This is a genomic window from Nocardioides sp. Root151 (assembly GCF_001427925.1).
GTDB lineage: Bacteria > Actinomycetota > Actinomycetes > Propionibacteriales > Nocardioidaceae > Nocardioides.
Genome location: NZ_LMGG01000004.1, coordinates 1,042,229 through 1,068,895 on the forward strand (window position 1 = coordinate 1,042,229; position 26,667 = coordinate 1,068,895).

The following is a 26,667-nucleotide window of genomic DNA, read 5'->3' on the forward strand; positions in this document are numbered from 1 at the left end:
CCGCTCAACCCTCATCGAACGGAACACTCATGAGCACCACCACCGCCCGATCGAAGGGCGCCTCCCCCGACTTCACTCCCGGCTTCCGCCCCGGCCCCCTCGGCCGCCTCGGCCTGTGGGTCACCGACCACGCCAAGCTCGTCACCGGCGTCTGGCTGCTGCTCATCGTCGGCCTGGGCGCCTTCGCCCCCCAGGTCGAGCACAACCTGTCCGGCGCCGGCTGGCAGGCCGACGGATCGGAGTCCGTCGCCGCACGCGAGCTCGCCCAAAAGAGCTTCGGCGGCAACGCCTCCTCGGCCATCCAGGTCGTCGTGCACTCCACCGACGGACCCGTCACCGAGGGCCCCGGCGCCGAGGTCCTCGCCCAGGTCACCCGGATGCTCGAAGCCGAACCACGCATCGCCGACGTGATCGCGCCGATGCCCGGCGCGACCATCAGCCAGGACGGCAGCACCGCGATCATCCTCGCGGGCGCGGGTGCCGACACCAACGAGATGGTCCGGGTCGCCACCGACGTCAAGGGCGACCTCCAGGACCTTTCCGTCGAGGGCATCCAGGTCAACCCGACCGGCTCCTCGCTGCTCTGGTCAGACTTCAACGAGGCCAACCTCGAAGCCATGCTGAAGTCCGAGATGGTCTCCTGGCCCGTCACCATGGCGATCCTGGTGCTCGCCTTCGGCGCCCTGGTCGCCGCAGGCCTCCCCCTGATCCTGACCCTCGCCGGCCTCGTCGCCTCCGCCGGCTCCCTGGTCCTCATCAATGAGCTCGTCCCGGTCTCCATCTGGGCGATGAACTTCGCGATGATGTTCGCCCTCGCGCTCGGCATCGACTACGCGCTTTTCCTCGTCGTCCGCTACCGCGCCTCCCGCATGGGCTCGGGCAACTCCGCCAAGCAGGCCATCGCCGAGACCATGGACACCGCCGGCAAGGCCGTCCTGCTCTCCGGCGCCACCGTCCTGATCTCGCTGTCGGCCGTGATGCTCGTGCCCTCGCCCTCGTTCCGCTCGATGGCCGGCGGGATCATGCTCTCGGTCGTCTTCGTCCTGGCCGCCACACTCACCCTGCTCCCGCTGGTGCTGTTCAAGCTCGACCACAAGATCAACAAGCTGTCCCTGCCCTGGGTCAAGACCGGGGAGCACCGCTCCCCGAAGTTCGCCGCATGGGGCGAGCGACTCTGGAAGCGCCCCCTCGTCTGGGGCCTGGGCGCGCTCATCGTGCTGCTCGCACTCGCCGCACCCATCATCGGCCTCAAGACCGCCATGCCCTCCATCAAGGTCCTGCCCGAGGACGCCAGCGCACGCGTCGGCTACGACCTCGTCCAGGAGTCGTTCGGCGAAGGTGCGCCCGGCACGCTGCAGATCGTGATGAAGGCCTCCGACGCCGACGCCGCGAAGACCGTGCTCGCCTCCGACCCCGGCATCGCCGGAGCAATGCCCTCAATGCCGGCAGCCGACGACAGCGGACTGGTCCTGATCCAGGCCGTGCCGACCGTCGACCCGTCCGACCCCGCTCTCAACGACACCGTCGACCGGCTGCGCGCCGACCTGCCGTCGAGCGCCCTAGTCGGAGGCGCGGCGGTGGAGAACCTCGACCTCAAGGCCCAGCTCGACGAATCTACGCCGCTCGTGATCGGGGTCGTGCTCGTGCTCGGGTTCCTGCTGTTGCTGGTGGCGCTCCAGGCGCCGCTGATCTCGTTGCTCGGCACGCTGGCCAGCCTGCTGTCGACGGCTGCTGCGTTTGGCGTGGCCCGCCTGGTCTTCCAGGAAGGCATCGGCGCTGACTTCTTCGGCTTTGAGAGTCAGGGCTTCCTCGACGCGTGGGCCCCGGTGTTCTTCTTCGCCATGATCTTCGCGATCGCGATGGACTACACGGTCTTCCTGCTCGCGTCGGCCAAGGAGCACTACGAGCACTCGGGCGACCCTAAGGACGCGATGGTCGGCTCGCTCGCCCACTCTGGACGGGTCATCTTCGCCGCCGGCGCGGTCATGGTCGCGGTGTTCTTCACCTTCGCCCTCTCCGGCCCGCTGCCCCCCAAGGAGATGGGCATCGTGCTCGGCGTCGCTGTGCTCCTCGACGCCTTCCTCGTGCGGCTCGTGCTGCTGCCGGTCATGCTGCGCCTGACCGGCAAGGCGGCGTGGTGGTCGCCGGCCTGGCTGCGCCGTGTGTTGCCGACCATCACGTTCTCGCACGGCTGAGCGCTCCTCGACCGCCGCGGCGTATCCCCCTGCGCCGCGGCACGTGGTCCGGGCGCCCGACCCCACGGGGGTCCGGACCACACCTCCCCTTCCAGACTCACCACCCTCACCCCTCCCGCACGATCACCCGAACCAAAGGAGCTCCACCATGTGCCGAGCAGTCACTTGTAAGAAGTGCGGCAAGACCACCTGGGCCGGCTGCGGCCAGCACGTCGACCAGGTCCTCGCCCGCGTCCCTCGCGCCGACCGGTGCGCCGGCCACCCCCACGAGCCCGGCACCGGGTTCTTCAGCCGCCTCTTCGGAGGCAAGGCATGAACCTCGACCGCGCCGTGCTCCTCCTCGCCGGCACCATGACCCTGCTCAGCGCTCTGCTGGTGGCCCTCGTATCACCGTGGTGGCTGCTGTTGACCGCCTTCGTCGGGCTCAACCTGCTCCAGTCGTCCATCACCGGCTTCTGCCCCGCGGCCGTCATCTTCCGCCGACTCGGCGTCAGCAACGGGTGCGCCTTCCGATGAGCGACGACAGCGCTGACCACTGGGATGCTGTCTTCGCGTCGCGCGACCTCGACGCGGTCTCGTGGTTCGAAGAGACGCCCGCCCACTCTGTGGAGCTGCTACGCCAACAGCCCGGCTCGGTGATCGACATCGGAGCCGGCGCGTCCAGGCTCCCCGACGCACTCCTCGCCGACGGTCGCGAGGACATCACCGTGCTCGACATCTCCCAGGAGGCGCTCGCAGTGACGCGCGAGCGGCTCGGCTCCGCAGAGGGGCGGGTCGCCTACGTCGTCAGCGACGTCCTCGCCTGGGAGCCCGCGCGCACCTACGACGCCTGGCACGACCGCGCCGTGCTCCACTTCCTCACAGAACCGGCACACCAAGCGGCGTACGTCGACCTGGCCGCCCGCGCCCTCTCCCCCGGTGGCCTGCTGGTCGTGGCCACGTTCGGCCCCGACGGACCCACCTCTTGCTCGGGACTGCCGACGTCCCGTCATTCGGCCGACGACCTCGCCGCGCTCTTCGCGCCCACCTTCACCCTCACTCGTGCGGAGATGCGGATGCACCGCACTCCCGGCGGCGCCGAGCAACAGTTCACGTGGGTCACGGCGCGGCGCACCAACTAGAGAGTGGCCAGAATCTAGGCGAATCTAGACCTGTTCACCCGCTCAGGGTGCCCCGTTGCAGGAGGTAGCCTGTTACAAGCCCGGTACAAACGGCCGGGAAATCTCGACGTTTGCGCAGGTCAGCATGGGTCAGTCAGTCAGTACTACGACATCTGATCGTCGTACGACGGCCCCCGACCTGCACCACGCAGGTCGGGGGCCGTTCTGTCTGTCGGCAACTGCGGCAGTTGGGCGGCGGGCCGAGCCTCCTCCCGCTGCCGACCCACGTCCGGGGCGTGAACTGCCGCAGTTCGCCACGCGACCCTTGCTAGGTTCACGTCGTGTGCTTCTCCCCCGAGATGGATGTCGTCGCCGGTGTGGTCGTGACCGGGATCGGCATCGACTGCCTGCGCCAGGTGACCTCACGCAGGCAGGTCGCCCTGGCCGCCGTGCCGGTCGTCTTCGGGGTTCATCAACTGATCGAGACGCTCGTCTGGTGGGAGCTGCAGGGAAGGGTCGGCCAGTGCACCGGCGACGTGGCGACGTACTCCTACCTGGTCATCGCACTGCTGGTGGTCCCACTGCTGATCCCGTGGGCGTTCCTCCGCCTCGGAGTCGGCCGCTCGCGAGTGGCCGACGTCGGCTTCGTGGTTGCCGGTCTCACTGCGGTTGCCATCTGCGGAAATCTGCTGGGACTTGATGCTCCGGACCGTCGAGTCGACGGACACCAGATCACCTACTTCGCCGGCGAGTACATCCCCGATCACGTCCTCCCGGTCTATGCCGTTGCCTGTCTGGGACCACCACTGCTCGCCCGGGCACGCTCACTCCAGCTCTTCGGTGTGCTCAACCTCGTCGTCGTGCTCGGCCTGGCTGCCCTCAACCAGGGTGGTGTCATCTCCCTGTGGTGCGTGTGGGCCGCCGTCACGAGCGTCCTGGTCAACCTGCATCTACGTCGGGTCCGGTCGAGCCGCGACTCCGTCGACCAGGCGGGCGTGGAAGTGCGGCCAGGCAGGGGCGCCAGAGCCCGAACGCCGTGAACGCCCGTGGCGAACTCAGCCGGCGTTCGCCACCTGCGCGACAAGCCAGGCGTAGCGTGGGCGTCATGCGCCGAGCCGCCGCACTGTCCGTGGTCCTCTTCCTCGCCCTGCTCGCGGGGCTGACTCCCCCGGGCTCGGCCGACCAGTCCGCAGAGGAGAGCAAGCCACGAGCGGCGGCGGTGGTCCCCTCGCTCCAGGTGACTCGCCAGGTGCGCAACCTCCAGCAACCGTGGGATGTCAAGGCGATCGGCGGCGGACGCCTGCTGATCACCGAGCGGGACACCCGGCGGCTCCTGCTCTACTCGCGCGGGCGACTGCGCAGCCTCGCCTACCCGAAGAGCTCGGTGTGGGTCAGTGGCGAGACCGGACTGATGTCGCTGGCGATCGATCCGGGCTTCGCGCGCAACCACCGCTTCTACATGTGCCAGGGCGGCAATGCCGGATCCGGCCGCCACGACGTCCGCGTGGTCGCCTGGACCCTCGACTTCACCCACGGCAGAGCGGTCCGCAGCCGGGTACTGCTCTCGGGAATCCAGGCCACCTCCGGGCGTCACGGCGGCTGCCGGTTGCTGATCGGCCGTGGTGGTGACCTTCTGGTCGGGACCGGTGACGCCGCCGTGGGCACCAACCCACAGAACCTCAACTCGCTCAACGGCAAGGTGCTCCGACTCAACCGGATGACCGGGAAGCCGTGGCCCACCAACCCCTTCCTCACGTCCACGAACCTGAAGCGGCGCTACGTGCTGACCTACGGGCACCGCAACGTGCAGGGCCTCGCCCAACGCGCGGACGGGTCGCTGTGGTCCGTCGAGCACGGGAGCTACCGCGACGACGAGGTCAACCGGCTGCGCACGCGGGGCAACTACGGGTGGAACCCCGTGCCCGGCTACGACGAGAGCGTGCCGATGACCGACCAGTCGCTGCCGGGCACGCAGATCAACGCGCGGTGGCGCTCGGGCGACCCCACGATCGCCACGTCCGGTGCCGCGAGGGTGCGGGGCAGCCGATGGGGTGTCTACAACGGCACCCTGGCCGTGGCGGCACTGAAGGCAGAGCGGGTGCTGTTCATGAAGTTCACCGCTGCAGGCACGTTGGTGTCGGTCCGCATCCCGTCCGCGCTGCGCAGCTTCGGACGGCTCCGCTCGGTCACCAGCGCTCCCAACGGCGACCTCCTGATCACCACGGCCAACGACGGCAACGACGCGGTGCTCCGGGTCAGGCCGAGAAGCTGAGGCACCTCGGCCCCAACGCTGTGAAAACGACCTCAGTCAGGTCCCCGACGTGGGTGGGGCGAGCGGATCGAGCAGTCCCGAGAGCCGTCGCAGCTCCTCGACGTGTACGGCGGTGAGTTCCTCGAGCACGCGAGCACCGGACGAGGTCAGGCGGAGCTGCACGCGGCGAGCGTCCTCAGTGCTGCGCGACCGCTTCAGAAGGCCGAGCTGCGCCGTACGGTCGGCCAGCTCACTGGCAGTGTGGTGCCGCACCAGCAGGGCATCGGCGACCTCGCCGATCGACGGCCCCCCGTCCGTCGTGCTCCCCCTGATCGCGAGCAGGAGCTGATGCTGGGCATGGGTCAGCCCGTGCTCCTCGGCCGCCTGCCTGCTCCACTGCTCGAAGCGCCGCAAGGTGGTGCGGAACAGCAGGAGGCGCTGGTACTGCTCATCGGTTGACACACCCTCAGCCTAATATGTCGTGTTCCGATACTTTTTCCCCATGAGCAATCCCTCCAGCAACGTCGCGGTCCGGGACGTGCGCCACCTCGGCGACTTCACCGTCACCCCGCGCATGGTCGTGATCGCCCTGCTTGCCCTGCCGGTGGGCGCCGTCGCCGCCCTGGCCGCGTGGTCCCTGTTGCAGCTGATCGGCCTGATCACCAACGCGGTCTTCTACCAACGCACCTCGACCGAGCTCGTCGCGCCCGGCGGCGGGGATCACCCCTGGTGGCTCGTGTTGCTCGCGCCGGTCGTCGGTGGCCTGGTCATCGGCGTGATGGCGCGCTACGGCTCGGAGAAGATTCGTGGCCACGGCATGCCCGAGGCAATCGAGGCGATCCTGCTCGGTGGCAGCAAGGTGCAGCCCCGCGTCGCCGTACTCAAGCCCACGTCATCGGCGATCGCCATCGGCACCGGCGGTCCGTTCGGTGCGGAGGGCCCGATCATCATGACCGGCGGGGCGCTCGGCTCGCTGCTCGCACAGTTCCTCCACCTGACCGCCGACGAACGCAAGACGCTGCTGGTCGCCGGTTCCGCGGCCGGGATGGCGGCCACCTTCAACTCGCCACTCGCGGCCCTGTTGCTGGCCGCAGAGCTGCTGCTCTTCGAGTTCCGGCCCAGGAGCCTGGTCCCCGTGGCCGGAGCCGTCGCGGTCGGCACCGTACTCCGACACCACCTGCTCGGCGAGGGAGCGGTCTTCCCGGTCACCGGCGCCCTGCACCTGCACGACGTCGACTACGCGCTGTGCGTGGTGTCCGGCCTGATCGCCGCACTGCTCGCCTTGGTCGCGACCGTCCTGGTCTATGCCTCGGAGGACGCGTTCCGCCGCCTGCCGATCCACTGGATGTGGTGGCCGGCGATCGGTGGCGTGCTGATCGGCCTGGGCGGGCTCCTCGTCCCCGAGGCGCTCGGTGTCGGCTACGACGTGATCGAGGCCGAGCTCAGCGGCGAGATCGGCCTGGGCCTGATCGTGGGCATCCTCGTCGTCAAGACCCTGGTCTGGTCGCTGTCGCTGGGCTCGGGCACGTCCGGCGGCGTGCTCGCACCGATGTTCATGATCGGTGGAGCCCTCGGTGCGCTCGAGTCGCACCTCTTCCCCGCGGTCGGCCCCGGCTTCTGGGCGCTGGTCGCGCTCGCCGGAGTGCTCGGCGGCGTGATGCGCTCCCCGCTCACCGGGGTCGTGTTCGCACTCGAGCTGACCCATCAGTGGGACGCGATCCTGCCGGTGATGATCGGCTCCTTCACGGCGTACGGCGCCTCGGCACTGATCCTCAAGCGTTCCGTGCTGACGGAGAAGATCGCCCGACGCGGCTACCACCTCAGCCGCGAGTACGACGTCGATCCGCTCGAGATCACCTTCGTCAGCGAGGTGATGACCAGTGAGATCGTCGAGTTCACGCCCGACCTGCCGATCGCCAGTGCCCTCACCGCCCTCGAGGAACCTGCCGACGACCACGCGGCCTGGCGACAGCAGCTCTATCCGGTCACCGATGACGGCGCGTTCGCGGGCGTGGTTGCCCGCGGGGCGCTGCTCGGCAGTGCACGGACACCGGGTGGCACGATCGGCGACCTCCTGGTCCGCGACCCCGTCCACACCCACAGCGACCAGACCCTTCGTGCCGTCGCCGAGACGATGGCGGTCGACGGGATCACCACCTTGCCGGTGCTGGACCGCGACGATCCCGACGTCGTTGTCGGCGTGGTCTCGCTGCCCCAGCTGCTCGCCGCACGGCGCCGTGACCAGCAGGAGGCCCGCGACCGCGAGCGGGTGCTCAGGGTCCGACTGCTCCGGCCGACGCCCTGACGATCCTTGGCCCCCTGGTCCCGCGCCCCCGCGGGGTCAGCCAGCCGGATCGGGGACGACTCCCCCGGCCGGGGTGGTGACGCCGAGCATCGCGGCGCTGATCATCCGCGGGCCGTCAGCTGCGTCGAGATCACCGGCATGTACGGCGGTCACCGCGGCGTGGGTGACCGAGTGCAGCACGGTGACCAGCCACGACACGGGCAGGTCCTTGCGGAACGCCCCCGAGCGCTGGCCACGCTTCAGCAGCCGCTCGGCCCGTGCGCGCAGGTCGGCGTGAGCCTGGTCGACCTGCTCACTCGGAAGGGCGCGTTCGGCGGCGACCACCAGAGCGCCGTACCGGTGGGTGACCGCCCAGGTGGCCTCGATCAGGCGCTGGAGTGCGGCGACCGGATCTCCGGCGAGGTCGACGTCCTTGAGCACGGAGTCCGCCTCGGCCATCGCCCGCTCGGCGACCGCCGCGACCAGGGTCGCGCGGGAGTCGAAGTGCCCGTAGAGGGTCACGCGTCCGACGCCTGCAGCCTTGGCGACCTGGTTGATCGTCGCATCGGGATCACGGGCCAGGCACTCGGTCGCCGCATCGAGGATCGCGGCGATGTTGCGTCGTGCGTCCGCGCGGGGCGGCCGCTTCTCCGCGGCACCTGCAGACTGTCCGGTCGTCGTCACAATGCCTTCATCCTAGGTCGACGCGTTCCACGGCCCCGGAGCCTGCGAGCCGTGTCGCATCGCCGTGGTGGGCGTGCGTGCCGACGTACTCCTCGCTCCGCCAGAGCATGGCCACGAACATGAGGAGGAACATGAGGACGTGGCCGAGCACCATCACGCCGTCCTCACCGAGCAAGCCGGCCCACAGGAACGGGAAGAGTACGACGAACCCGGCGTACATCACGCCACTCATCTCCAGGACCGGGCGCCAGGCGTGGCCACGGAACCGCATCCACGCCCCCATCGGGACCGCCATGGTGGTCGCCATGGCCAGGGAGTCGACCTCCACCGAACGGAGCACGCCCTGTGGGTCGGTGCCGGACACTGCGAGCGTCCACAACGGGTGGAGCGCCATCATCCCGATCACCATGGCCAGCACCATCTCGCCGTAGTGCAGGGCGAACCTGCGCACCTCGCGCGACGTCATCACCACTCACCTCCGTCGGCGACGGTGGCAGCCTGGGCTGGCCGGCCCGGAACCAGGAACATTGCGACGAGGCCGGCCGCCACGGCGACGGCGGCTCCGAGGGTGAAGCCGTCGACGAACCCGTCAGTGCCACTGCCGGCGATGCTCGCCGCGGCGACGCTCGAGACCACCGCGGCCCCCAGGGAGGCACCGAACTCGTGGAAGGTGCTCACGATGCCGGACGCGATGCCTGACTCGTGGGGAGCGACCTGGCCGAGGGCCGTGGCCGCGGCCACGACGAAGAGGACCCCGAGCCCGACGGCGCCGATGGTCAGACCGACCACGACAGCCGTCGTGCCGAGGCCGACGGCGGCCACCGTGAACCCGAGCGCCGCGATGCCGAACCCGAGTGCGGTGAGCAGTCGGCCACCGACGGCGGCGAGCTGCTGCCCGGCGACCGTGGCACCGGCCATGGTGGCCAGCGCGATCGGCAGGAACAGCACTCCGGTCAGCAGGGCTCCGAGGTCGGCGTGGTGCTGGAGGTAGAACGTGCCCAGGAAGAAGGCGGCCACCATCAGGGAGGTCGCACTGACCACCAGGAACGTGCCGGCTGCCACCGGTCGACGGGCCAGCAGCGCAAGGTCCATGAGGGGCACGGCCGCCGTACGCTGCCGCAACCCGAACAGCACGTAGAGCAGCACCGCACCCAGCAGGAGCAGCAGGGTCGTGCGGTCGGTCCAACCCCGGTCACCGGCGCCGATCAACGCGTAGATGGCGGTGCCGGTGGCGGCGGTGACCAACCCGGCGCCGATGACGTCCAGGCTCCCCCGTCGCATCCCGGTGGCTCCAGCACCCGGAGCCACAGGCAGCACGCGCAACAGGACAACGGTCACGACGACGCCGATCGGCACGTTGACGTAGAACACCCAGGGCCAGCCGGGCCCTGCGGTGAGCACGCCGCCCAGCAGTACGCCGACCGCGGCCCCCGCCCCGCCGAGTCCGGACCAGATGCCGAGCGCCTTGTTGCGCTCCTCTCCGTCGAAGAGCTGGACCACGGCCGAGAGTGCGGCCGGCGAGAGCAGCGCCGCACCGACTCCCTGCGCGACCCGGCCACCAAGCAGCGCCGTCGAGCTGTCCGCCACACCGGAGACCAGCGAAGCGACGGTGAACACGGCCAGTCCCGCGATCACGACGTTGCGTGATCCCAGCAGGTCGGCGATGCGACCGCCCAACAGCATGAGTCCCCCGAAGGCGAGGGTGTAGGCGCTGACCACCCAGGTGGTCGCCTCGCGGTCGAGCCCGAGGTCGGCGCCCATGTGTGGCAACGCGATCGCGACCACCGTGACGTCGATGATCAGCATGAACTGGGCGACTCCGAGGAAGCCCAGGATGGTCCAGCGGCGAGGGTCGGCCACCGGGCCGTCCGCCACCGTCGTGCGTGGTTCGTGTGCCATGGCCGAAACCCCTTCCGATGCAAGATGAACACTGATGTTCGAGATGTTAACTCGAACATCAGTGTTCAACAAGAGAGTTTCGTCAATGGCCCGGCGTCAGACCGCGGCGACCTCCGGTGACGAGGGCAGCCGGATCAGGAACCGGCACCCGTCGGCGGACTCGAGGTTCTCGACGCCGACCACCCCGTCGTGGGCCTCGACGATGCCGCGCACGATGGCCAGCCCCAGCCCGGCCCGGCCGCCCAGGTCACGGTCCGGCGTACGGGCCGACGAGCCCTGCCAACCGACCTCGAAGACCTGGGTCATGTCGTGCTCGGCGATGCCGCCGCACTGGTCCGCGACACTGAGCACGACGCCGCCCTCGACCTGCTCGGCACGCACCTGCACCTCGCCCGAGGGCGGCGTGTGCCGGATCGCGTTCATGATCAGGTTCGAGAGGGCCCTCGAGAGGGCCGCCGGGTCGGCCGAGACACAGATGCCGTCCTGGACAGCGCCACCCACCCTGACGTCGCGCGTGCGGGCGACCGGGTCGAGGCTGGCGATGGCCTCGCTGACCAGGTCGTGCAGCAGCACGGTCTCGCGCTGCGGCACCAGCACGCCGGCGTGGATCCTTGACAGCTCGAAGAGGTCGTCGACCATCGTCGCCATCCGGTCGACGTCCTGCCGGATCTGGGTCAGGTAGCGCTGCGGGTCGGCGGCCATGCCGTCCTCGAGGGCCTCCGACATCGCCCGCAGCCCGGCCAGCGGGGTGCGCAGGTCGTGGGAGACCCACGAGACCAGGTCGCGCCGCGACTGGTCGAGCAGCTGCTCGCGTTCGCGCGACGTGGCCAGCTCCCGGCGGGTCTCGTGCAGTGCGGTGCTGAGGTCACGGAACTCCTTCGCACCGCTGGGCGGTGCGAGCTCGCCGTCCCCACCGAGTTGCCGGACGTTGCGCTGCACGGCGCCCGACCACTGTCCGATGGCCAGGCCCAGCCCGATCGCAACTCCGAGGGTCACGACGGCCGCGACGATGCCGACGTACGTCGCCACGGCAAGGTCGTGGCCCGAGAAGAACATCATCCGGGTCACCGCGATCAGGCCCACCAACGGAGCCAGCACCGCCACCAGGGCAAGGATCGCGAGGTGCCAGACCAGCGACCGCTGCCTGACCAGCCAGCTGGCCGCGAAACCGAGCATGCCGACCACCGCAGCCGAGAGCGAGGCGACCAGCACGATGGTCCAGAACGCGTCGCCGGTCATCGGTCGCCTCCAGACGCGGACCACAGGTAGCCGACGCCCCACACCGTGCACAGGCGCACCGGGTGGGTCGGATCGGCCTCGACCTTCTCCCTGACCCGGCGCACGTGCACGGTCACGGTCGAGCGGTCGCCGAAGCTCCAGCCCCAGACCAGCTCGAGGAGCTCTTCACGCGAATAGGTCACCTCGGGGTGCGCCACCAGGAACCGCAACAGGTCGTACTCGCGACCGGTCAGCGTCAACGGCGCACCGGCCCGGGTGACCTGACGGCGCGGGTGGTCGATCACCAGGTCACCGTCGGTGAGTACGTCGGGCAGGGTCGGCGTACGACCCGAGGTGCGGCGCAGCACCGACTCGACCCGCAGCGCCAGCTCGCGGGGGCTGAACGGCTTGCTCACGTAGTCGTCGGCGCCGAGCTCGAGGCCTACCACCCGGTCGGTCTCGCTGCTCCGGGCGGTCAGCATCACGATCGGCACCTCACTGGTCAGGCGGAGCTGCCGGGCGACCTCGAACCCGTCGATGCCGGGCAGCATGAGGTCGAGGACGACGAGGTCCGGCGTACGCCGCATCGCGGCCTCGACGGCGGACTCACCGTCGGCGGCCTCGACCACGTCATGCTTGTTGGCGCGCAGGTAGCTCACCACCACCTCACGAACCGTCGCGTCGTCATCGACGACCAGGACGTTCGCCATCATCACCATCCTCTGCCGGTGCCCGTTCCGGGGCACCGATCTCTGTCATTCGCGATCGTACGACGGCAGCGGCCACGAGCACGCCGACCAGGATGCCGCCGGCCACCACGAACCAGCCTGCGGTGTAGTCCCGGTCGAGCAGCGTCGGGTTGTCGGGTCGGCGCCCCCACCCGCCGAGCACTGGCACGGCCACCAGGGTCAGCGCACCGAGCAACACGGCGCCGACGACGACCGGACCCCTGAACCAGGGCACGACGCGCGCCGCGGAGCAGCCGAGCACGAGCACCACCGGCGCCAGCACGGCGTCGTGCAGGAGCACGCCACCGGCCAGCCAGACCAGCAGGTTCGGCCAGCGGTCCCACGGCGTCGCGTCGTACAGCAGCCAGGCGCCCCACGCACCTGCTGCCACCCCGGCCGCCACCAACATCCCCCGGCCGATCATGAGGGGCCGAGCCACGGGAGGTGCGGTCATGGGAGCACCTCCAGCTCGTTGACCCATTTCGTCTGCAGCACCCCGGGCCGGTTCGGCGCGATGAGGCGCGCCGGGTAGCCGTGATCGAGGTCCAGCGTCTCGCCGTTCAGCTCGAGCGCCAGCAACGTGTCGTCGTGGTCTGCGTACGACCCCGGGAGCACCGACTGTGCGTAGCCGCCGCGACGTTGCAGCGACCGCACCAGTACCTCGGTGTCGGACGGTGCCTCCACGAGGTCGAGGAGGTCACGGACCCTCACCCCGGTCCAGGTGGCACCGGCACTCCATCCCTCGACGCAGGCGATCGGCAGGTCCTCGGTGCGCTGCGGGAGAGCCTTGAGGTCGGCGAGGCTGAGCTCACGTGAGCGGTCTCCGTGGCGCACCACCAGCCGGTAGGCCTCGCCCGTCGCGGCCGGATCGATCGCAGCGGCCCGCGCCGAGCGGTTGACCGGCACGCCCTGCGGCCCCTCCCCGGTGCGCACGGCGAAGAGCGAGACCCGGCGCAGCCACGGCACCGTGGCTCCTGCGGTCAACAACACCGCGGCGCCGGCACTGACCCACGTCGTGCGCAGGACCGTACGACGACTCACCGCGCCGGGCACCGAGGCTTCGGGCCGGTCGAGCTCCGTCGACTCCAGGGGCGCGCCCAGGGCCTCCCGGATGACCGGCAGCTTGACGGCGATGTGCACGGCCAGCGCTCCGATCGCGATCCAGGCCAGCGCGTAGTGCGAGCTGCGGAACGGGAACTGCCACGGGTACCACTGCGCGGAGTTCGCAAGGCCGGTCGCCAGCTGGAAGATCGACGCCGACACCAGGACGGCGATCGACCCCCGTTCGAGGGCGGTGAGAAGGCCCGTGCGCAACGACCTGGGCAGCGCGGCGAAGAGCTTCGGGTACACGCACCACAGCTTGACCAGCAGCAGCGGGATCGCTGCCGTGCCCGAGGCGACGTGCAGGCCCTGGGTCAGCCGGTAGCCCCATGACGGCGACGTCGGCAACGGCACGATCGGGTGCGGCAGTTGGGCGTAGTGGCTGATCACCCCGGTCACGAACGCCACGGCGAAGCACACGCCGAGCCAGACACCGATGCGGGCGGCGACCGCAGGCGACCTCAGCCGTGAGGTGAAGTCGGCCTCGGCCGGGGCCCTCATGAGCGGCGCTCCCCGCGCACCAGGACGGCCACCCACCGGCCGCCGATCTCGTGCACCTCGCTGACGACCAGGTCACTCGCTGCGGCCGCGTCGGCCAGCCCGTCCACGCCGAGCACGGCCCAACGGAACGGGCGCGATCGGTGCTTGCCGCCCTGCGACTCGAGGACCGCCCAGACGGTGCGCGACTCGACCCCAGGCTCGGCCACCTCGACCACGGCACGGCCTCCGGGCGCGAGCAGGTCCCCCGCCCGACGGAACAGCGCCACCGGGTCGCCGCCGATGCCGATGTTGCCGTCGGCCAGGAGCACGGTCCCCCATCTGCCTTCGGCCGGCACCTCGGCGAACACGTCGCGTTGCAGCGCCGAGGCACCACGGCGCCGGGTCTGGGCGACAGCCTCGGCCACGACGTCGATACCGAGCGCGATACGACCCGTCTCCGCAAGGGCCATCGCCATCCGGCCGGGGCCGCACCCGATGTCGAGCGTGGGACCGTGGCACAGCGTCAGGATGCGCTTGTCGTCCTCGTCGGCCGGTGCCGACCAGCGCTCGACCGGGATCGGTGTCGGAGAGCTGTCCACCCCGACCACGACCGTGGGGTGACCGGACAGCAATGCCGAGAACGCCGAGGTGAACGACACGTCGGTGCTCATCGGACCGGGCTCCTGACAGGCAGTTCGTGCCAGCGACGGCCGAACCTCGTGCCCGGTGCCAGCCGCGCCACGATCTCCGCATCCTCCGCGGTGTCGACGTCGCGCAGTCGGCGTACGACCTCGATGCGAATGCCGGCACCCAGCAGGGCCCGGGCCGTGCGCGTGCCGGTGTCGGCTTGCGACATCGGGACGTCGGTGAGGACGCCGGCCCGCGACGGGTCCTGCAACCCGAGCAGCCACCACCCGCCGTCGTCCGCGTGGCCCAGGACGGCCGGGCTGTCCTCCAGTGCCGCGTCGGCGGCGGCGAGGTCGTCGGCAGTGACCTGCGGGGTGTCCATGCCGACCTGCACCACCGGTCCGGCGATCGTCGCGTGGGCGTGCGCGATGCGCTCCGCCAGACCGTCCCCCTGCTGCGCGAAGATCCTCCACCCGATCAGGGACCGGCGGAGCTCGTCCTCGAGCACCACCCCTGCGAGGTCCCCGGCCAGGGCCAGGTGGCACCGCTCGGACGCCGCGCTGCAGGCCGCGATCGTGTCGAGCAGGCACAACGCGGCGAGCTCCGCAGCAGCGTCGTCGCCGACGGTGGCGGCCAGTCGGGTCTTCACCAGCCCGGGACGCGGCGCCTTGGCCAGCACCAGCGGTTGCGCCCTCATGCCCGACTCCCGTCGAGAGAGGTTCCGCCCGTACGGCGGCCGTCGGCTCGACCGGCGCCGGGGCCGTCGTGGTGGCCGTCGGCGAGCACCCGGCGGAAGTCCCGCGCCGTCCGCACGGTGCCGAGGAACGAACCGGAGACCTTCGAGCGGGTGCCGGCCGCGCGCGGCCCGTAGGAGACGTCGTGCTCGGAGAACCGCCAGTCGGCATGCACCGCGGACTGCAGGAGCTCGACGGGGTAGCCGAACCGTCGATCCTGGATGTGGAGTTCGAGCAGTGCCTCACGGCGCACGACGCGCATCGCGGCGAGGTCGCTCAGCGGCAGCTCGATCCGTCGGCGCAGCCACCACGCGATCAGCGCGTTACCGAACCGGGCGTGCCACGGCCAGACACCCCTCGCTGCCGGACGTCGACGTCCCGCGGCGAGGTCGACGCGTCCGGCGACCACGTCGGCGACGAGCTCGGTGAGGTCCGCCGGGTCGAAGGAACCGTCGCCGTCCATGAAGGCCACGATGTCGGCGGTGGCCGCGTCGAGTCCGGCCGCAACGGCAGCGCCGTAGCCGGCCTCGGGCTCGGTCACGACCGTGGCCCCGAGGTCTCGGGCCACGTCGGCGGTGGTGTCGGTGGAGCCGTTGTCGACCACGATCACCCGCATTCCGTCAGGGATGCGGGGCAACAGTGCCGTCAGCGCCGGTGCCTCATCACGGCAGGGCAGCACCACGTCGATGGAGGGTGTTGAAGTCATGTGATTGACGCTAGGCCGCGCAGCGGTCGCTGAACCGTCCCTGCTGCTTACGAAGTGATGACGTCACCTGCCCGACCCGGGGCGAGGCCGTTTCGCGAACCTAGACTCGCGATTGTGACCCGAACCGCCCCAGGACCGCGCCCTTCAGGGGCGCACGCGTCACGCCCGGCATCACCCCGCGTGGGCTCGTCGGGTGGGGTCGCTCCGTGGCTGGGACTCGCCGCCGGACTCCTGCTCGTCGCCGCGGCGATCCTGGCGCCGTTGCTGACCGGATGGGAGGTGCACTCGCGGTTCAGTCCGCCCGAGGGCTTCCCGCCCTGGCAGGGCTGGCTCGATCCACGCGTCGGTCCGGGAACGCTGCCGGCACTCGTGATCGCGGCACTCGTCGTGACCCGAGGCGCTTCCCTGGCGCAACGCCTGCCCTTCGCCCGCCTGGCGGTCGCCACCTTCCTCGCCTCCCTGGCGTGGCTGGTGTCCCTGGCCACGATCGACGGCACGTCCGGCATCTCCGGCGTGCTCGGCGAACCGAACGAATACCTGGAGACCGCGCGTTCGGTGCACGACGTGCCCGTCTTCCTCGGCGAGTTCGTCGACAGGGTGCCACTCGACGCCGCGGACAACTGGCCGGTGCATGTCTCGGGCCATCCGCCCGGGATGACCCTGTTCTTCGTGTTCCTGGCCCGGATCGGGCTGGGCGGAGACCTCGCCGCCGGGCTCGTGGTGACCGTGCTGGCGGCGACGATCGTGCCCGCCGTGCTGGTCACGCTGCGCGCCCTCGACGCCGATGAGGTCGGTCGCCGGGCGGCGCCGTACCTGGTCCTGACGCCGGCTGCCCTGCTGCTGGCCGTCAGTGCGGACGCCGTGATGGCGACGGTGGCGGCCTGGGGTCTGGCCGCGCTTGCCCTCGCCGCCTCCCGGTCACTGTGGTGGAGCGTCCCCGCCGGCCTCCTGTTGGGCAGCCTGGTCCTGCTCTCCTACGGACTGGGGCTCTTCGGGTGCCTCGCCCTCGCCGTGCTGTTCACGGCCCGATCGTGGAGGCCCCTGTTGCCGACGGCGCTGGTGGCGCTGGCGGTGCCCTTGTCCCTGGCGCCGTTCGGCTACTGGTGGCCGGAGGGCTTCACGGTGCTGCGTGAGCGCTACTGGGACGGCGTCGCGTCGCTGCGCCCCGCGAGCTACTGGTTGTGGGCCGACCTCGCGCTGGTGGTGGCCGCTGTGGGGCCGTGGGCGACGGCCGGACTCGCCCGGCTGCGCGGTCTCCCCCGGGCTCTCCTGGCCCTGGTCGTCGGGGCGTTGGCCGCGATGGTCGTGGCCGACCTGTCGTTGATGAGCAAGGCCGAGGTGGAGCGGATCTGGCTGCCGTTCATGCCCTGGCTGACGCTGGCCGTGGTCGCCCTCCCGAAGCGGTGGCTCGGGCCGGCACTCGTCGGGCAGGCCTGCTGGACGCTGTTGTTGGCGCACCTGGTCAACACCGGCTGGTGACCAGGCGCGAGTGGTTCGGCCGCCGGGCGCTCCGGAGTTCAGTCGCGCAGTGGCGCGGTGGCGAAGTCGGCGATGCCCTCGTCGGGGTGGACCAGCGCGGTGAAGCCCAGTTCCCGGGCGACCTTCTCGGGTGAGGCGACCACGTGGCGCACGTCGCCGAGGCGGTACTGCCCGGTGACGACGGGACAGGGCCCGTCGGGACCGGCGAGCCGGTCGGCCACCTCGGCAATGGAGATCGGTCGGCCGGAGCACACGTTGTACGCCGCGAAGGGCGCCGGCTCGGCGACCACCGCGTCGAGGGCGGCCAGGTTGGCGCGGGCGACGTCGTCGACGTGCACGAAGTCGCGCATCTGCGCGCCGTCCTCGAAGACCCGGGGTGCCGCTCCACGTTCGAGACTCGAGCGGAAGATCGCCGCCACTCCGGCATAGGGGGTGTCACGGGGCATGCCAGGTCCGTAGACGTTGTGGTAGCGAAGGGCGATCGCGTGCGCATCCGCGTGGCGTGCCCACGCCGAGGCGTAGTGCTCCTGCGCCACCTTACTGGCGGCGTACGAGCTGCGCGGATCGACGGGCGCCGCCTCGTCGACCAGGGTCCACCGCAACGGCTGGCCGCAGACCGGGCAGGCGTGGTCGAACCGACCTGCGTCGAGGTCCTCGGTGCTGCGGGGTCCGGGAGCCTGGGGCCCGTGCTCGGGGCATTCGTAGGCGCCCTCGCCGTAGGCCACCATCGAGGAAGCCAGCACCAGTCGGCGTACGCCCGCCTCGTGCATGGTGGCCAGCAGCACAGCGGTGCCGAGGTCGTTGTGCGACGCATAGACCGGCAGGTCGGCGACGCGTACGCCGGCTCCGACGACGGCGGCCTGGTGGCACACCGCGTCGACACCGCTGAGCAGATCGGCCCACGCATCGGCGTCGCGTACGTCGAGCCGGTGCGTGCCAACGGGTGGAGTCGTGGCGCCGTGGGCCAGGTCGAGCATCACGTCGACCGCGACCACCTCGTCACCACGTTCCTCGAGCCGACGCTTCACTGCGGAGCCGATGAAGCCCGCGGAGCCGGTCAGCAGGACCTTCACGACGGTGCGCCGGTGGGCGAGGGATAGGTCAACTCGATCTCGTCGGCCCAGGTGGCACACGCGCATCCGGTCGGATCGGGCAGCTCGGTGATCGCGGTCCGGAGCAGCGTGCCGAGTCGGTCGAGGTTCGACCGGAACAGCGCGAAGACCTCCGCCTGGCCGACCCCGCTGCCGGTGTCGTCCCCCGCGTCCATGTCGGTGACCAGGGCCAGCGGGGCGTAGCAGAGCCGCAGCTCGCGAGCCAGCACGGCTTCCGGATGGCCGGTCATGTTCACCAGCGACCACCCGGACTCCGCGTAGCTGCGCGACTCCGCGCGCGTGGAGAACCTCGGGCCCTCGATGACGACCATGGCGCCGCCGACCATCACGTCGGGCGATCCGGCGGCCAGGGCCTTCGTCACGCCCTCGCAGTAGGGATCCGCGAAGGGCACGTGCACGGCGCCGGTCTCGACGAAGGTCTGGATACGGCCCTGGGTCCGGTCCACCAGCTGGTCGGGCACCACGATGTCTCCCGGACGCACCTTCGTCCCCAGGCCGCCGACTGCGCACGGCGCCAGCACCTGGCGTACGCCGAGTGAGGCCAGCGCCCACAGGTTGGCCCGGTAGTTGATCCGGTGGGGTGGGTACTCGTGGTGCAACCCGTGCCTGGGCAGGAAGGCCACGTTGCGCCCTTCCACGGAGCCGATCGTGATGGGTGCCGACGGGGCGCCGTACGGCGTGGTGACGGTGGCGGTCGGGGCGTCGTCGAACAGGGCGTAGAAACCCGTGCCACCGATCACGGCTACATCTGCGCGGAGCTCAGTCATGTCGCCCACGCTGCCAGCGCAGCCGCCTGCGGAGAAGGGTGTGCGCCGGGTCGTAAGCGCCTCGTAAGAAGCCCTCCCTCACGCGCGGAGGGCGGCGCCGATGCAGCAGGCGAAGGACGCGACCACGCCGATGGTGCGGATCAGGTGCAGCCGGTTCCACGGGTCCTCGAACGCCTCGCGGGCGGCCCGGAGCTTCGACGCGTCGTCGCTGAGCCCGGCCGCCATCAGCGCGTCGTTGAGCGGGATGTTGCCGGCCATCGTGATGCCGAACGCGACCACGTAGAGCACCAGTGCGGCGATCACCCACGACCGCGAGGGGCCGGTGATGACCGCGACCCCGAGCGCGGGCAGCGGTGCCATGAAGAGCAGCAGGAAGACCGGGTTGAGGATCGCGACGTTCAGCTGCTGCATCGCGTCGACGAAGGTGCGGTCGTCGGTGTGCGCCAGGCCCGGCATGACCGAGGTCGAGAAGGCGAAGAACACGCCGGCGATGAGCCCGGTGCTGACCGTGCCCGCGATCAGGGCCGACTGTCCCAGCACCCCGGTCATGACGCCGTCGCCTCGCGGCTCCAGGCACCCGCGGTCACTGCCCGTCGGGCGTAGTCCGCGAAGTCGCGCGCCGGGCGGCCCAGCGCCTCCCGGACCCCGTCGGCGAGGTGGGCGTTGTGACCGTCGAGAATCTCGCCGAACAGCTCCGCCAGTCCCCCGGCCTCGTCGCGCGGCAGCCCGGCGCCGACCAGGTCCGCGACCAGCTGCTCCGCGGTGACCTGCTCGTAGGTGATCGGTTGTCCGAGGGCTGCCGCGATGTCGGCGGTCGCCTCGGGGAACGTCAGCAGGCGCGGCCCGGTCAGCTCGTAGGCCCGGTCGGCCGGTGCCTCGCCGAGCATCAGGGCGACGGCCACCTCGGCGACGTCGTCCAGGTCGACGAAGGGCTCACTCACCTCTCCCGCGGTGAAGGCCAGGTGCCCGGCTGCCAGCGGCTCGGCGAACAGGCTCTCGTCGAAGTTCTGCATGAAGAAGGCACAGCGCACGACGCCCCAGCCGGCGCCGTACCTCTGCGCGGCCGCGGCGACGAGGTCCTCCGCCCGCTGGGCCTGGGCCTCGCCGCGTCCGGAGAGCAGCACGATGCGCCGTACGCCGGCCCGGGCCATCCGGTCGGCCACCTCGGCGACGGCCTCGGGTGCGCCGGGGAAGGTCAGGTCGGGAGCGAAGGTGAGGTACGCCGAGTCGGCCGGCCGCTCGACCGAGGACCAGGTGGCCGGGTCATTCCAGTCGAACGTGGGTCGCGAGAGCGACGTGACCGGGAGACCGCGGTCGTGGAGGAGGGACGCGACGCGACGGCCGGTCTTGCCGGTGCCGCCGATGATCAGGTGAGTTGTCATGTCTCCACTTCACCGCGACTTGGTGAGACTTTCCATGGTCTGAAGTCTTGATTGCATGCGTGATCGTCCAGCATGCTGGCTTCATGGATGGTCTCGAACACCTGCTCTCCGGTCCACGCGCGCGCCAGGCCTTCCTGCTGCGCATGGTGATGGAGCCGCCGTGGGCGGTGCGGATCGAGGACGACCCGGCGCTGACGCTCTTCGCCGTGGCCAGCGGGTCGACCTGGATCACCGGGGAGCTCGGCGAGCCGCTCGAGCTCCGGGCCGGTGACGTGGCCGTGATCCGGGGCGGCCCGGCCTACACGGTCGGCGACGCCCCGGGCACCGAGCCGAAGGTGACCATCCTGAAGGACAACGTCTGCGTCGACCCCGAAGGGCAGCTGCTGACCCAGCGGATGGCGCTCGGCGTACGCACCTGGGGCAACAGTCACGACGGCTCGGCGGTGACGCTGGTCGGCACGTGGGAGGCCGAGACCGAGGCCGGCCGCCCGCTGCTCGCCGCCCTGCCACCCCTGCTCGTACGCCGCCGCGGCGAGGCCGACTCTGCACTGGTCGACCTGCTGGCCGCGGAGATGGTGCGCGAGGAGCCCGGCCAGGAGGTCGTCCTCGACCGACTCCTCGACCTCGTGCTGGTGACCGTGCTCCGCTCCTGGCTGGCAGGCGAGGAGCAGGTGACCCGCGGCCTGGCCCCGGCCGACCCGACCGTCGGCGAGGCACTGCGGCTCATGCACCACCACCCCGAGCACGCCTGGACCATCGCGTCACTGGCCCGCGAGGTCGGGGTCTCGCGGGCCGCACTGGCCCGCCGCTTCGGCGTGCTGGTCGGCGAGCCCCCGATGACCTACCTCACCCACTGGCGGCTCGCCCTCGCAGCCGACCTGCTGGTGGCCACCGACGACGCGATCGACCGGGTCGCCAGGCAGGTCGGCTACGGCAGCGGCTTCGCATTGAGCGCCGCCTTCAAGCGGGTCCGTGGGGTCAGCCCGCAGCAGCACCGCACCGCGGCGCGTACGCCGACCGCCCCAGCAGCCACGACCAAGTTCGCGTAGTCGACGCCCGTCGGACAGCACGCAGGTAAACGCGTGCCAAGCCGAACGCAGTGGTGGCACAGTGGCCGGCAGGGCCCTGGTAGCAGACGAAGGAGCGCAGCGATGAAGGTCGGCGTACCCAAGGAAGTCAAGAACCACGAGTACCGCGTCGCGATCACACCGATCGGTGTGCACGAGCTGACCGCGCACGGGCACGAGGTGGTCATCCAGCAGGGTGCCGGGGTCGGCTCCTCGATCAGCGACGAGGAGTACGTCGCGGCCGGCGCCACGATCGCCGCAACGGCCGAGGAGGCGTGGGGCACCGACGGCGGCGTCGACCTGGTGCTCAAGGTCAAGGAGCCCGTCGCCGAGGAGTACCACCGCATGCGGGAGGGCCAGCTGCTCTTCACCTACCTGCACCTCGCCGCCGACAAGCCCCTCACCGACGAGCTGCTCGCCCGCAAGGTCACCGGCATCGCCTACGAAACCGTCCAACTACCCAGCGGCGGGCTGCCCCTGCTCTACCCGATGTCCGAGGTCGCCGGCTGCCTCGCACCCCAGGTCGGCGCACACTCACTGCTCAAGGCCCAGGGCGGGCGCGGCGTCCTCATGGGCGGCGTCGGCGGCGTCGCCAACGCCAAGGTCGTCATCATCGGCGCCGGCGTCTCCGGACAGAACGCCGCCAACATCGCCCTCGGCATGGGCGCCGACGTCACCCTCCTCGACACCGACCTCGACAAGCTGCGGATGTCGTTCTGGCGCTACAACAACCGCGTCCACGGCCTCGCCTCCTCCAAGCTCGCCATCGAGCAGCAGGTGATGGAGGCCGACATGGTCATCGGGGCCGTGCTGATCCCCGGAGCCGCCGCACCCAAGCTCGTCTCCAACGACCTGGTCTCCCGGATGAAGCCCGGCTCGGTACTCGTCGACATCGCCGTCGACCAGGGCGGCTGCTTCGAGGACACCCACGCCACCACCCACGCGGACCCCACCTACCAGGTCCACCAGTCAACCTTCTACTGCGTGGCCAACATGCCCGGTGCTGTGCCGAACACCTCCACCTACGCCCTGACCAACGCCACCCTCCCCTACGCCGTCGCCCTGGCCGACAAGGGCTGGCACCAGGCCTGCCGCGACGACCACTCACTTGCCCTCGGCCTCAACACCCACGACGGCCGGCTCACCAACAAGCCGGTCGGCGAGGCCACCGGCATCGCCGCCGTCAGCCCCGACGAGGTCCTCGGCTGAAGCGATCAGGAATCGAGAAGCACCACGGCCGGGGCCTTCCTAGGATCGAGGACACACCGACCACGAGGGAAGGACCAGCGATGAGCAGCGACACGTCGTACGACGGATTCACCAAGGAAGAGCGCGCCGCGATGAAGGAGCGCGCGGCCGAGCTGAAGTCGGCCAAGAAGCGCAGCACCAGCCCCAAGAAGGCGGAGGCCGACCGCGCGGACCTGGCGGAGAAGATTGCCGCGATGACCGCCGACGAGCAGGCCATCGCCACGAAGCTCGACGAGATCGTCACGGCCAACGCGCCCGACCTGCTGGCGAAGACCTGGTACGGCATGCCCGCCTGGCACCGCGACGGCAAGATCATCCTGTTCTTCAAGAACGCCTCGAAGTTCGACGTGCGCTACTCCGAGGTCGGGTTCAACGAGCACGCCGCCCTCGACGACGGCGACATGTGGCCGACCTGCTTCGCGGTCACCACGACGAACGCCACCATTGAGAAGGCGCTCACCGAACTGGTGAAGAAGGCCGCGGGCTGACCCGCCTCAGACGTCGATGCGGCCGGCGCCGGCGTACACGTTCATCGATGCGCCGCGCAGGAACCCGACCAGGGTCAGGCCGCTCTCCTCGGCGAGCTCGACAGCGAGCGACGAGGGCGCGGACACCGCGGCCAGCATGGGGATTCCGGCCATCACCGCCTTCTGGACCAGCTCGAACGACGCACGGCTGCTGACCATCAGGATGCTCTCGCGCAACGGGAGCGTGTCGGAGCGCAGGGCATCGCCGACCACCTTGTCGACGGCGTTGTGCCGGCCGACGTCCTCGCGCACGCACCGGAGCTCACCAGCCGCGGAGAAGAGCCCGGCGGCGTGCAGCCCGCCGGTGCGCTCGAAGACCCGTTGGGCCTCGCGCAGGGCCTCGGGCAGCGTCGCCAGAAGCTCGGGTCCGACGCGCAGCGGGTCGTCGGAGACCGACCAGGTGGCCGTCGTGCGCACCGACTCGAGGCTGGCCTTGCCGCACAGCCCACAGGACGAGGTGGTGTGGAAGGTGCGCTCCAGCGACGGGTCGGGGGCTGGTACGCCGGACGCGAGCTGCACGTCGACCACGTTGTAGGTGTTGGTGCCGTCGGCCGTGGCACCCGCGCAGTAGCGCACGGACGTCACGTCGGACGACGCGTGGACCACGCCCTCGCTGACCAGGAACCCCACGGCCAGGTCGAAGTCGTCACCGGGCGTGCGCATCGTGACGGTGAGCGTGCGGCCGTTGACCCGGAGCTCCATCGGCTCCTCCGCGGCGATGGTGTCGACGCGGTGGTCGGCCACGCCGTCACGGACGCGCAGCACCTTGCGGCGGGCGGTGACGCGGCCCATCGTCAACCCACCGGTTCGAGGCGGACGATGACTTCCTTCGACGTCGGTGTGTTGCTGACGTCGGCCACGCTGTCCAGCGGGACCAGCACGTTCGTCTCCGGGTAGTACGACGCCGCCGAGCCGCGCGCGGCCGGGTAGGCGACCACCGTGAACCCGCTGGCGCGTCGCTCGGTGCCGTCGTGCCAGACACTGACGATGTCGACCACGTCGCCGTCGGAGAGGCCACGCTCGGCGAGGTCGTCGGGGTTGACCAGCACCACGTGGCGGGCGTTGTGGATGCCGCGGTAGCGGTCGTTGCCCGAGTAGGGAATGGTGTTCCACTGGTCGTGCGAACGCAGCGACTGCAGCACCAGGTGGCCCTCGGGGGGACGCGGCATGGTGAGCTCGTTGCTGGTGAAGACCGCCTTGCCGCTCGGGGTCGGGAAGACGCCCTCGTTGACCGGGTTGGGCAACCGGAACCCACCGGGTCGGCGTACCCGCGCGTTGAAGTCCTCGAAGCCCGGAACGACGCGGGCGATGCGCTCGCGGACCAGGTCGTAGTCGCCCTCGAAGGACTCCCACGGGATCGCGCTGTCGGGCAGGAGACGACGGGCCAGGCGGCTCAGGATCGCGACCTCACTGAGCAGGTCGGGCGAGGCCGGGTCGAGCTTGCCGCGGGACTGGTGCACCTCGCTCATCGAGTCCTCGACGGTGACGAACTGCTCCCCTGTCGCCTGGACGTCGCGGTCACTGCGGCCCAGGGTCGGCAGGATCACCGCGGTCTCGCCGACCACGGTGTGCGAGCGGTTGAGCTTGGTCGAGATCTGCACGGTGAGCGAGCAGTTGCGCAGCGCCTGCTCGGTGACGTCACTGTCGGACATGGCGCGCACGAAGTTGCCGGCCACCCCCACGAAGACCGAGGCCTTGCCGTCGCGCATCGCCCGCACTCCGTTGACGGAGTCGAAGCCGTGGCTGGTCGGCGGCGTGAAGTCGAACTCCGCACCGAGGGCGTCGAGGAACGGCTGCGGCATCTGCTCCCAGATGCCCATCGTGCGGTCGCCCTGCACGTTGCTGTGCCCGCGCACCGGGCACACTCCGGCGCCCGGCCGGCCGAGGTTGCCGCGCAACATCAGGAAGTTGACGATCTCGCGGATCGTGGGCACACCGTGCTTCTGCTGGGTGAGTCCCATCGCCCAGCACACGATGACCGACTTGCTCTGCAACACCCGGCGGTGCAGCTCCTCGACCTCGTCACGGGTCAGCCCGGTCGCGGTGAGTACGTCGTCCCAGGTGATCGCCTCGACGTTCTTCGAGAACTCCTCGAAGCCGATCGTGTTGCGCTCGATGAAGTCGTGGTCCAGCACGGTGCCGGGCGCGGCGGCCTCGGCCTCCAACAGGAGCTTGTTGAGCATCTGGAAGAGCGCCAGGTCCCCGCCGGGGCGGATCAGGAGGAACTGGTCGGCGATCGTCGTGCCCCGACCGATCACGCCGCTGGGCTTCTGCGGGTTCTTGAACCGCTTCAGGCCGGCTTCGGGGAGCGGGTTGATCGCCACCACCTGCCCGCCGTTGTGCTTGGTCTCCTCGAGGGCGCTGAGCATGCGCGGGTGGTTGGTGCCCGGGTTCTGCCCGGCCACCAGGATCAGGTCGGACTCGTGGATGTCGTCGAGCGAGACGCTGCCCTTGCCGATGCCGAGGCTCTCCCCCAGCCCGGAGCCGCTCGACTCGTGGCACATGTTCGAGCAGTCGGGCAGGTTGTTCGTGCCGAACGACCGGGCGAGCAGCTGCAGCAGGAAGGCCGCCTCGTTGTTCAGCCTCCCGGAGGTGTAGAACATCGCCTCGTCCGGCGACCCCAGGCCGTTCAGCCCGTCGGCGACGAGGTCGAAGGCGTCGTCCCAGCTGATCGGCTCGTAGTGGGTGGCACCGGGCCGCTTCACCATCGGCTCGGTGAGGCGCCCCTGCTGGTTGAGCCAGTAGTCGGACTTCCCGTCGAGCTCCGCGACCGGGTGCTGGGCGAAGAACTCACGGGTCACCCGCTTGGTGGTGGCCTCGTCGTTGACGTGCTTGGCGCCGTTCTCGCAGTACTCGTTCTTGTGCCGGTGGCCGGACGGGTCCGGCCACGCGCACCCGGGGCAGTCGATGCCCTCGGTCTGGTTCAGCGCGAACAGGGTCAGCGCGGTGCGCTTCGCCGACGTCTGCGAGAGGGAGTACTCGATCGCGTGCGCCACAGCAGGTACGCCGGCCGCCCACTCCTTGGGCTTGGTGACCTTCAGGTCGTCCTTGGGATCCTCGTTCGAACGCATGTCGTCT

At 70.5% G+C, this 26,667-nt stretch carries 28 protein-coding genes; 11 read left to right on the plus strand and 17 right to left on the minus strand.

From position 1 onward, the window contains the following. Positions 1-29: 29 nt before the first annotated feature. The 6 genes from ASD66_RS13550 (at position 30) to ASD66_RS13570 (ending at position 5,567) form a co-directional block, all read left to right on the plus strand. Entirely contained in the window at positions 30-2,195 is a 2,166-nt protein-coding gene (locus tag ASD66_RS13550) for an MMPL family transporter (protein WP_056680356.1), read from the plus strand. A 148-nt stretch (positions 2,196-2,343) separates the two neighbouring features. Beyond that, positions 2,344-2,511 carry a hypothetical protein gene (locus ASD66_RS24985; RefSeq protein ID WP_156388667.1) on the plus strand — a complete coding sequence of 56 codons (168 nt, stop codon included), beginning with the start codon at positions 2,344-2,346 and terminating at the stop codon, positions 2,509-2,511. Then, a complete protein-coding gene (locus ASD66_RS13555) occupies positions 2,508-2,711 on the plus strand; it encodes a DUF2892 domain-containing protein (RefSeq protein ID WP_030485876.1) in 204 nt (67 codons plus the stop codon). Before ASD66_RS24985 ends, ASD66_RS13555 begins: the two co-directional genes overlap by 4 nt. Further along, a complete protein-coding gene (locus tag ASD66_RS13560) occupies positions 2,708-3,316 on the plus strand; it encodes a class I SAM-dependent methyltransferase (protein WP_056680353.1) in 609 nt (202 codons plus the stop codon). Before ASD66_RS13555 ends, ASD66_RS13560 begins: the two co-directional genes overlap by 4 nt. A gap of 320 nt (positions 3,317-3,636) precedes the next feature. Then, complete coding sequence (locus ASD66_RS13565; protein WP_056680348.1) at positions 3,637-4,335, plus strand: DUF6629 family protein; 699 nt, start codon at positions 3,637-3,639, stop codon at positions 4,333-4,335. 65 nt (positions 4,336-4,400) lie between these two features. After that, on the plus strand, positions 4,401-5,567 hold the full coding sequence (locus ASD66_RS13570; RefSeq protein ID WP_056891208.1) for a PQQ-dependent sugar dehydrogenase: 1,167 nt from the start codon (positions 4,401-4,403) through the stop codon (positions 5,565-5,567). 36 nt (positions 5,568-5,603) lie between these two features. Here ASD66_RS13570 and ASD66_RS13575 read toward each other — a convergent pair whose 3' ends face one another. Continuing rightward, a complete protein-coding gene (locus ASD66_RS13575; RefSeq protein ID WP_056680342.1) occupies positions 5,604-6,008 on the minus strand; it encodes a MarR family winged helix-turn-helix transcriptional regulator in 405 nt (134 codons plus the stop codon). Positions 6,009-6,048: 40 nt separating this feature from the next. On the opposite strand from ASD66_RS13575, the gene ASD66_RS13580 reads away from it, so the two are divergent. Then, on the plus strand, positions 6,049-7,851 hold the full coding sequence (locus tag ASD66_RS13580; RefSeq protein ID WP_200950034.1) for a chloride channel protein: 1,803 nt from the start codon (positions 6,049-6,051) through the stop codon (positions 7,849-7,851). A gap of 36 nt (positions 7,852-7,887) precedes the next feature. Here ASD66_RS13580 and ASD66_RS13585 read toward each other — a convergent pair whose 3' ends face one another. The 10 genes from ASD66_RS13585 to ASD66_RS13630 all read right to left on the minus strand — a co-directional run bounded on the left by ASD66_RS13585 (position 7,888) and on the right by ASD66_RS13630 (position 16,007). Beyond that, positions 7,888-8,514, minus strand: coding sequence for a TetR/AcrR family transcriptional regulator (locus ASD66_RS13585; RefSeq protein WP_200950036.1), 627 nt, complete (start codon positions 8,512-8,514; stop codon positions 7,888-7,890). 7 nt (positions 8,515-8,521) lie between these two features. Next, a complete protein-coding gene (locus ASD66_RS13590) occupies positions 8,522-8,980 on the minus strand; it encodes a hypothetical protein (protein ID WP_200950037.1) in 459 nt (152 codons plus the stop codon). Next, complete coding sequence (locus ASD66_RS13595) at positions 8,980-10,413, minus strand: MFS transporter (protein ID WP_056680336.1); 1,434 nt, start codon at positions 10,411-10,413, stop codon at positions 8,980-8,982. The genes ASD66_RS13590 and ASD66_RS13595 overlap by 1 nt, the downstream gene beginning before the upstream one ends. Positions 10,414-10,509: 96 nt before the next feature. Further along, entirely contained in the window at positions 10,510-11,652 is a 1,143-nt protein-coding gene (locus ASD66_RS13600) for a sensor histidine kinase (protein WP_056680321.1), read from the minus strand. After that, entirely contained in the window at positions 11,649-12,341 is a 693-nt protein-coding gene (locus ASD66_RS13605) for a response regulator transcription factor (protein ID WP_056680318.1), read from the minus strand. Before ASD66_RS13605 ends, ASD66_RS13600 begins: the two co-directional genes overlap by 4 nt. After that, entirely contained in the window at positions 12,316-12,813 is a 498-nt protein-coding gene (locus ASD66_RS13610) for a hypothetical protein (RefSeq protein ID WP_156388668.1), read from the minus strand. Before ASD66_RS13610 ends, ASD66_RS13605 begins: the two co-directional genes overlap by 26 nt. After that, on the minus strand, positions 12,810-13,961 hold the full coding sequence (locus ASD66_RS13615; protein WP_056891210.1) for a molybdopterin-dependent oxidoreductase: 1,152 nt from the start codon (positions 13,959-13,961) through the stop codon (positions 12,810-12,812). The genes ASD66_RS13610 and ASD66_RS13615 overlap by 4 nt, the downstream gene beginning before the upstream one ends. Beyond that, entirely contained in the window at positions 13,958-14,611 is a 654-nt protein-coding gene (locus ASD66_RS13620) for a class I SAM-dependent methyltransferase (protein ID WP_056891211.1), read from the minus strand. Before ASD66_RS13620 ends, ASD66_RS13615 begins: the two co-directional genes overlap by 4 nt. Continuing rightward, on the minus strand, positions 14,608-15,264 hold the full coding sequence (locus ASD66_RS13625; protein WP_056891212.1) for a DUF2064 domain-containing protein: 657 nt from the start codon (positions 15,262-15,264) through the stop codon (positions 14,608-14,610). The genes ASD66_RS13620 and ASD66_RS13625 overlap by 4 nt, the downstream gene beginning before the upstream one ends. Beyond that, positions 15,261-16,007, minus strand: coding sequence for a glycosyltransferase family 2 protein (locus ASD66_RS13630; protein WP_082599488.1), 747 nt, complete (start codon positions 16,005-16,007; stop codon positions 15,261-15,263). Before ASD66_RS13630 ends, ASD66_RS13625 begins: the two co-directional genes overlap by 4 nt. 180 nt (positions 16,008-16,187) lie before the next feature. Between ASD66_RS13630 and ASD66_RS13635 the strand changes: the two genes are divergently transcribed. Next, entirely contained in the window at positions 16,188-17,486 is a 1,299-nt protein-coding gene (locus ASD66_RS13635; RefSeq protein ID WP_056891213.1) for a hypothetical protein, read from the plus strand. A gap of 38 nt (positions 17,487-17,524) precedes the next feature. Here the strand turns inward: ASD66_RS13635 and ASD66_RS13640 are convergent, their stop codons facing one another. The 4 genes from ASD66_RS13640 to ASD66_RS13655 form a co-directional block, all read right to left on the minus strand. Then, positions 17,525-18,559, minus strand: a complete 1,035-nt coding sequence (locus tag ASD66_RS13640; protein ID WP_056891214.1) for an NAD-dependent epimerase/dehydratase family protein — start codon at positions 18,557-18,559, stop codon at positions 17,525-17,527. Beyond that, a complete protein-coding gene (locus ASD66_RS13645) occupies positions 18,556-19,365 on the minus strand; it encodes an S-methyl-5'-thioadenosine phosphorylase (protein WP_056891215.1) in 810 nt (269 codons plus the stop codon). The genes ASD66_RS13640 and ASD66_RS13645 overlap by 4 nt, the downstream gene beginning before the upstream one ends. 78 nt (positions 19,366-19,443) lie before the next feature. Further along, a complete protein-coding gene (locus ASD66_RS13650; protein WP_056891216.1) occupies positions 19,444-19,914 on the minus strand; it encodes a DUF1772 domain-containing protein in 471 nt (156 codons plus the stop codon). Further along, a complete protein-coding gene (locus ASD66_RS13655; protein WP_056891217.1) occupies positions 19,911-20,747 on the minus strand; it encodes a hypothetical protein in 837 nt (278 codons plus the stop codon). The genes ASD66_RS13650 and ASD66_RS13655 overlap by 4 nt, the downstream gene beginning before the upstream one ends. Before the next feature lie 83 nt (positions 20,748-20,830). Here ASD66_RS13655 and ASD66_RS13660 point away from each other — a divergent pair, with 83 nt between their 5' ends. The 3 genes from ASD66_RS13660 (at position 20,831) to ASD66_RS13670 (ending at position 23,550) form a co-directional block, all read left to right on the plus strand. Further along, positions 20,831-21,796: an AraC family transcriptional regulator gene (locus tag ASD66_RS13660; RefSeq protein WP_056891467.1), complete on the plus strand. Its 966-nt coding sequence runs from the start codon at positions 20,831-20,833 to the stop codon at positions 21,794-21,796. Between the two features lie 102 nt (positions 21,797-21,898). Then, positions 21,899-23,023, plus strand: coding sequence for an alanine dehydrogenase (gene ald / locus ASD66_RS13665; RefSeq protein ID WP_056891218.1), 1,125 nt, complete (start codon positions 21,899-21,901; stop codon positions 23,021-23,023). Positions 23,024-23,103: 80 nt separating this feature from the next. After that, positions 23,104-23,550, plus strand: coding sequence for a DUF1801 domain-containing protein (locus ASD66_RS13670; RefSeq protein WP_056680285.1), 447 nt, complete (start codon positions 23,104-23,106; stop codon positions 23,548-23,550). A gap of 6 nt (positions 23,551-23,556) precedes the next feature. Here ASD66_RS13670 and fdhD read toward each other — a convergent pair whose 3' ends face one another. Beyond that, on the minus strand, positions 23,557-24,381 hold the full coding sequence (fdhD, locus tag ASD66_RS13675) for a formate dehydrogenase accessory sulfurtransferase FdhD (RefSeq protein ID WP_056680282.1): 825 nt from the start codon (positions 24,379-24,381) through the stop codon (positions 23,557-23,559). A 2-nt stretch (positions 24,382-24,383) separates the two neighbouring features. Then, on the minus strand, positions 24,384-26,660 hold the full coding sequence (locus tag ASD66_RS13680) for an FdhF/YdeP family oxidoreductase (protein WP_056891219.1): 2,277 nt from the start codon (positions 26,658-26,660) through the stop codon (positions 24,384-24,386). Between the last annotated feature and the right edge of the window lie 7 nt (positions 26,661-26,667).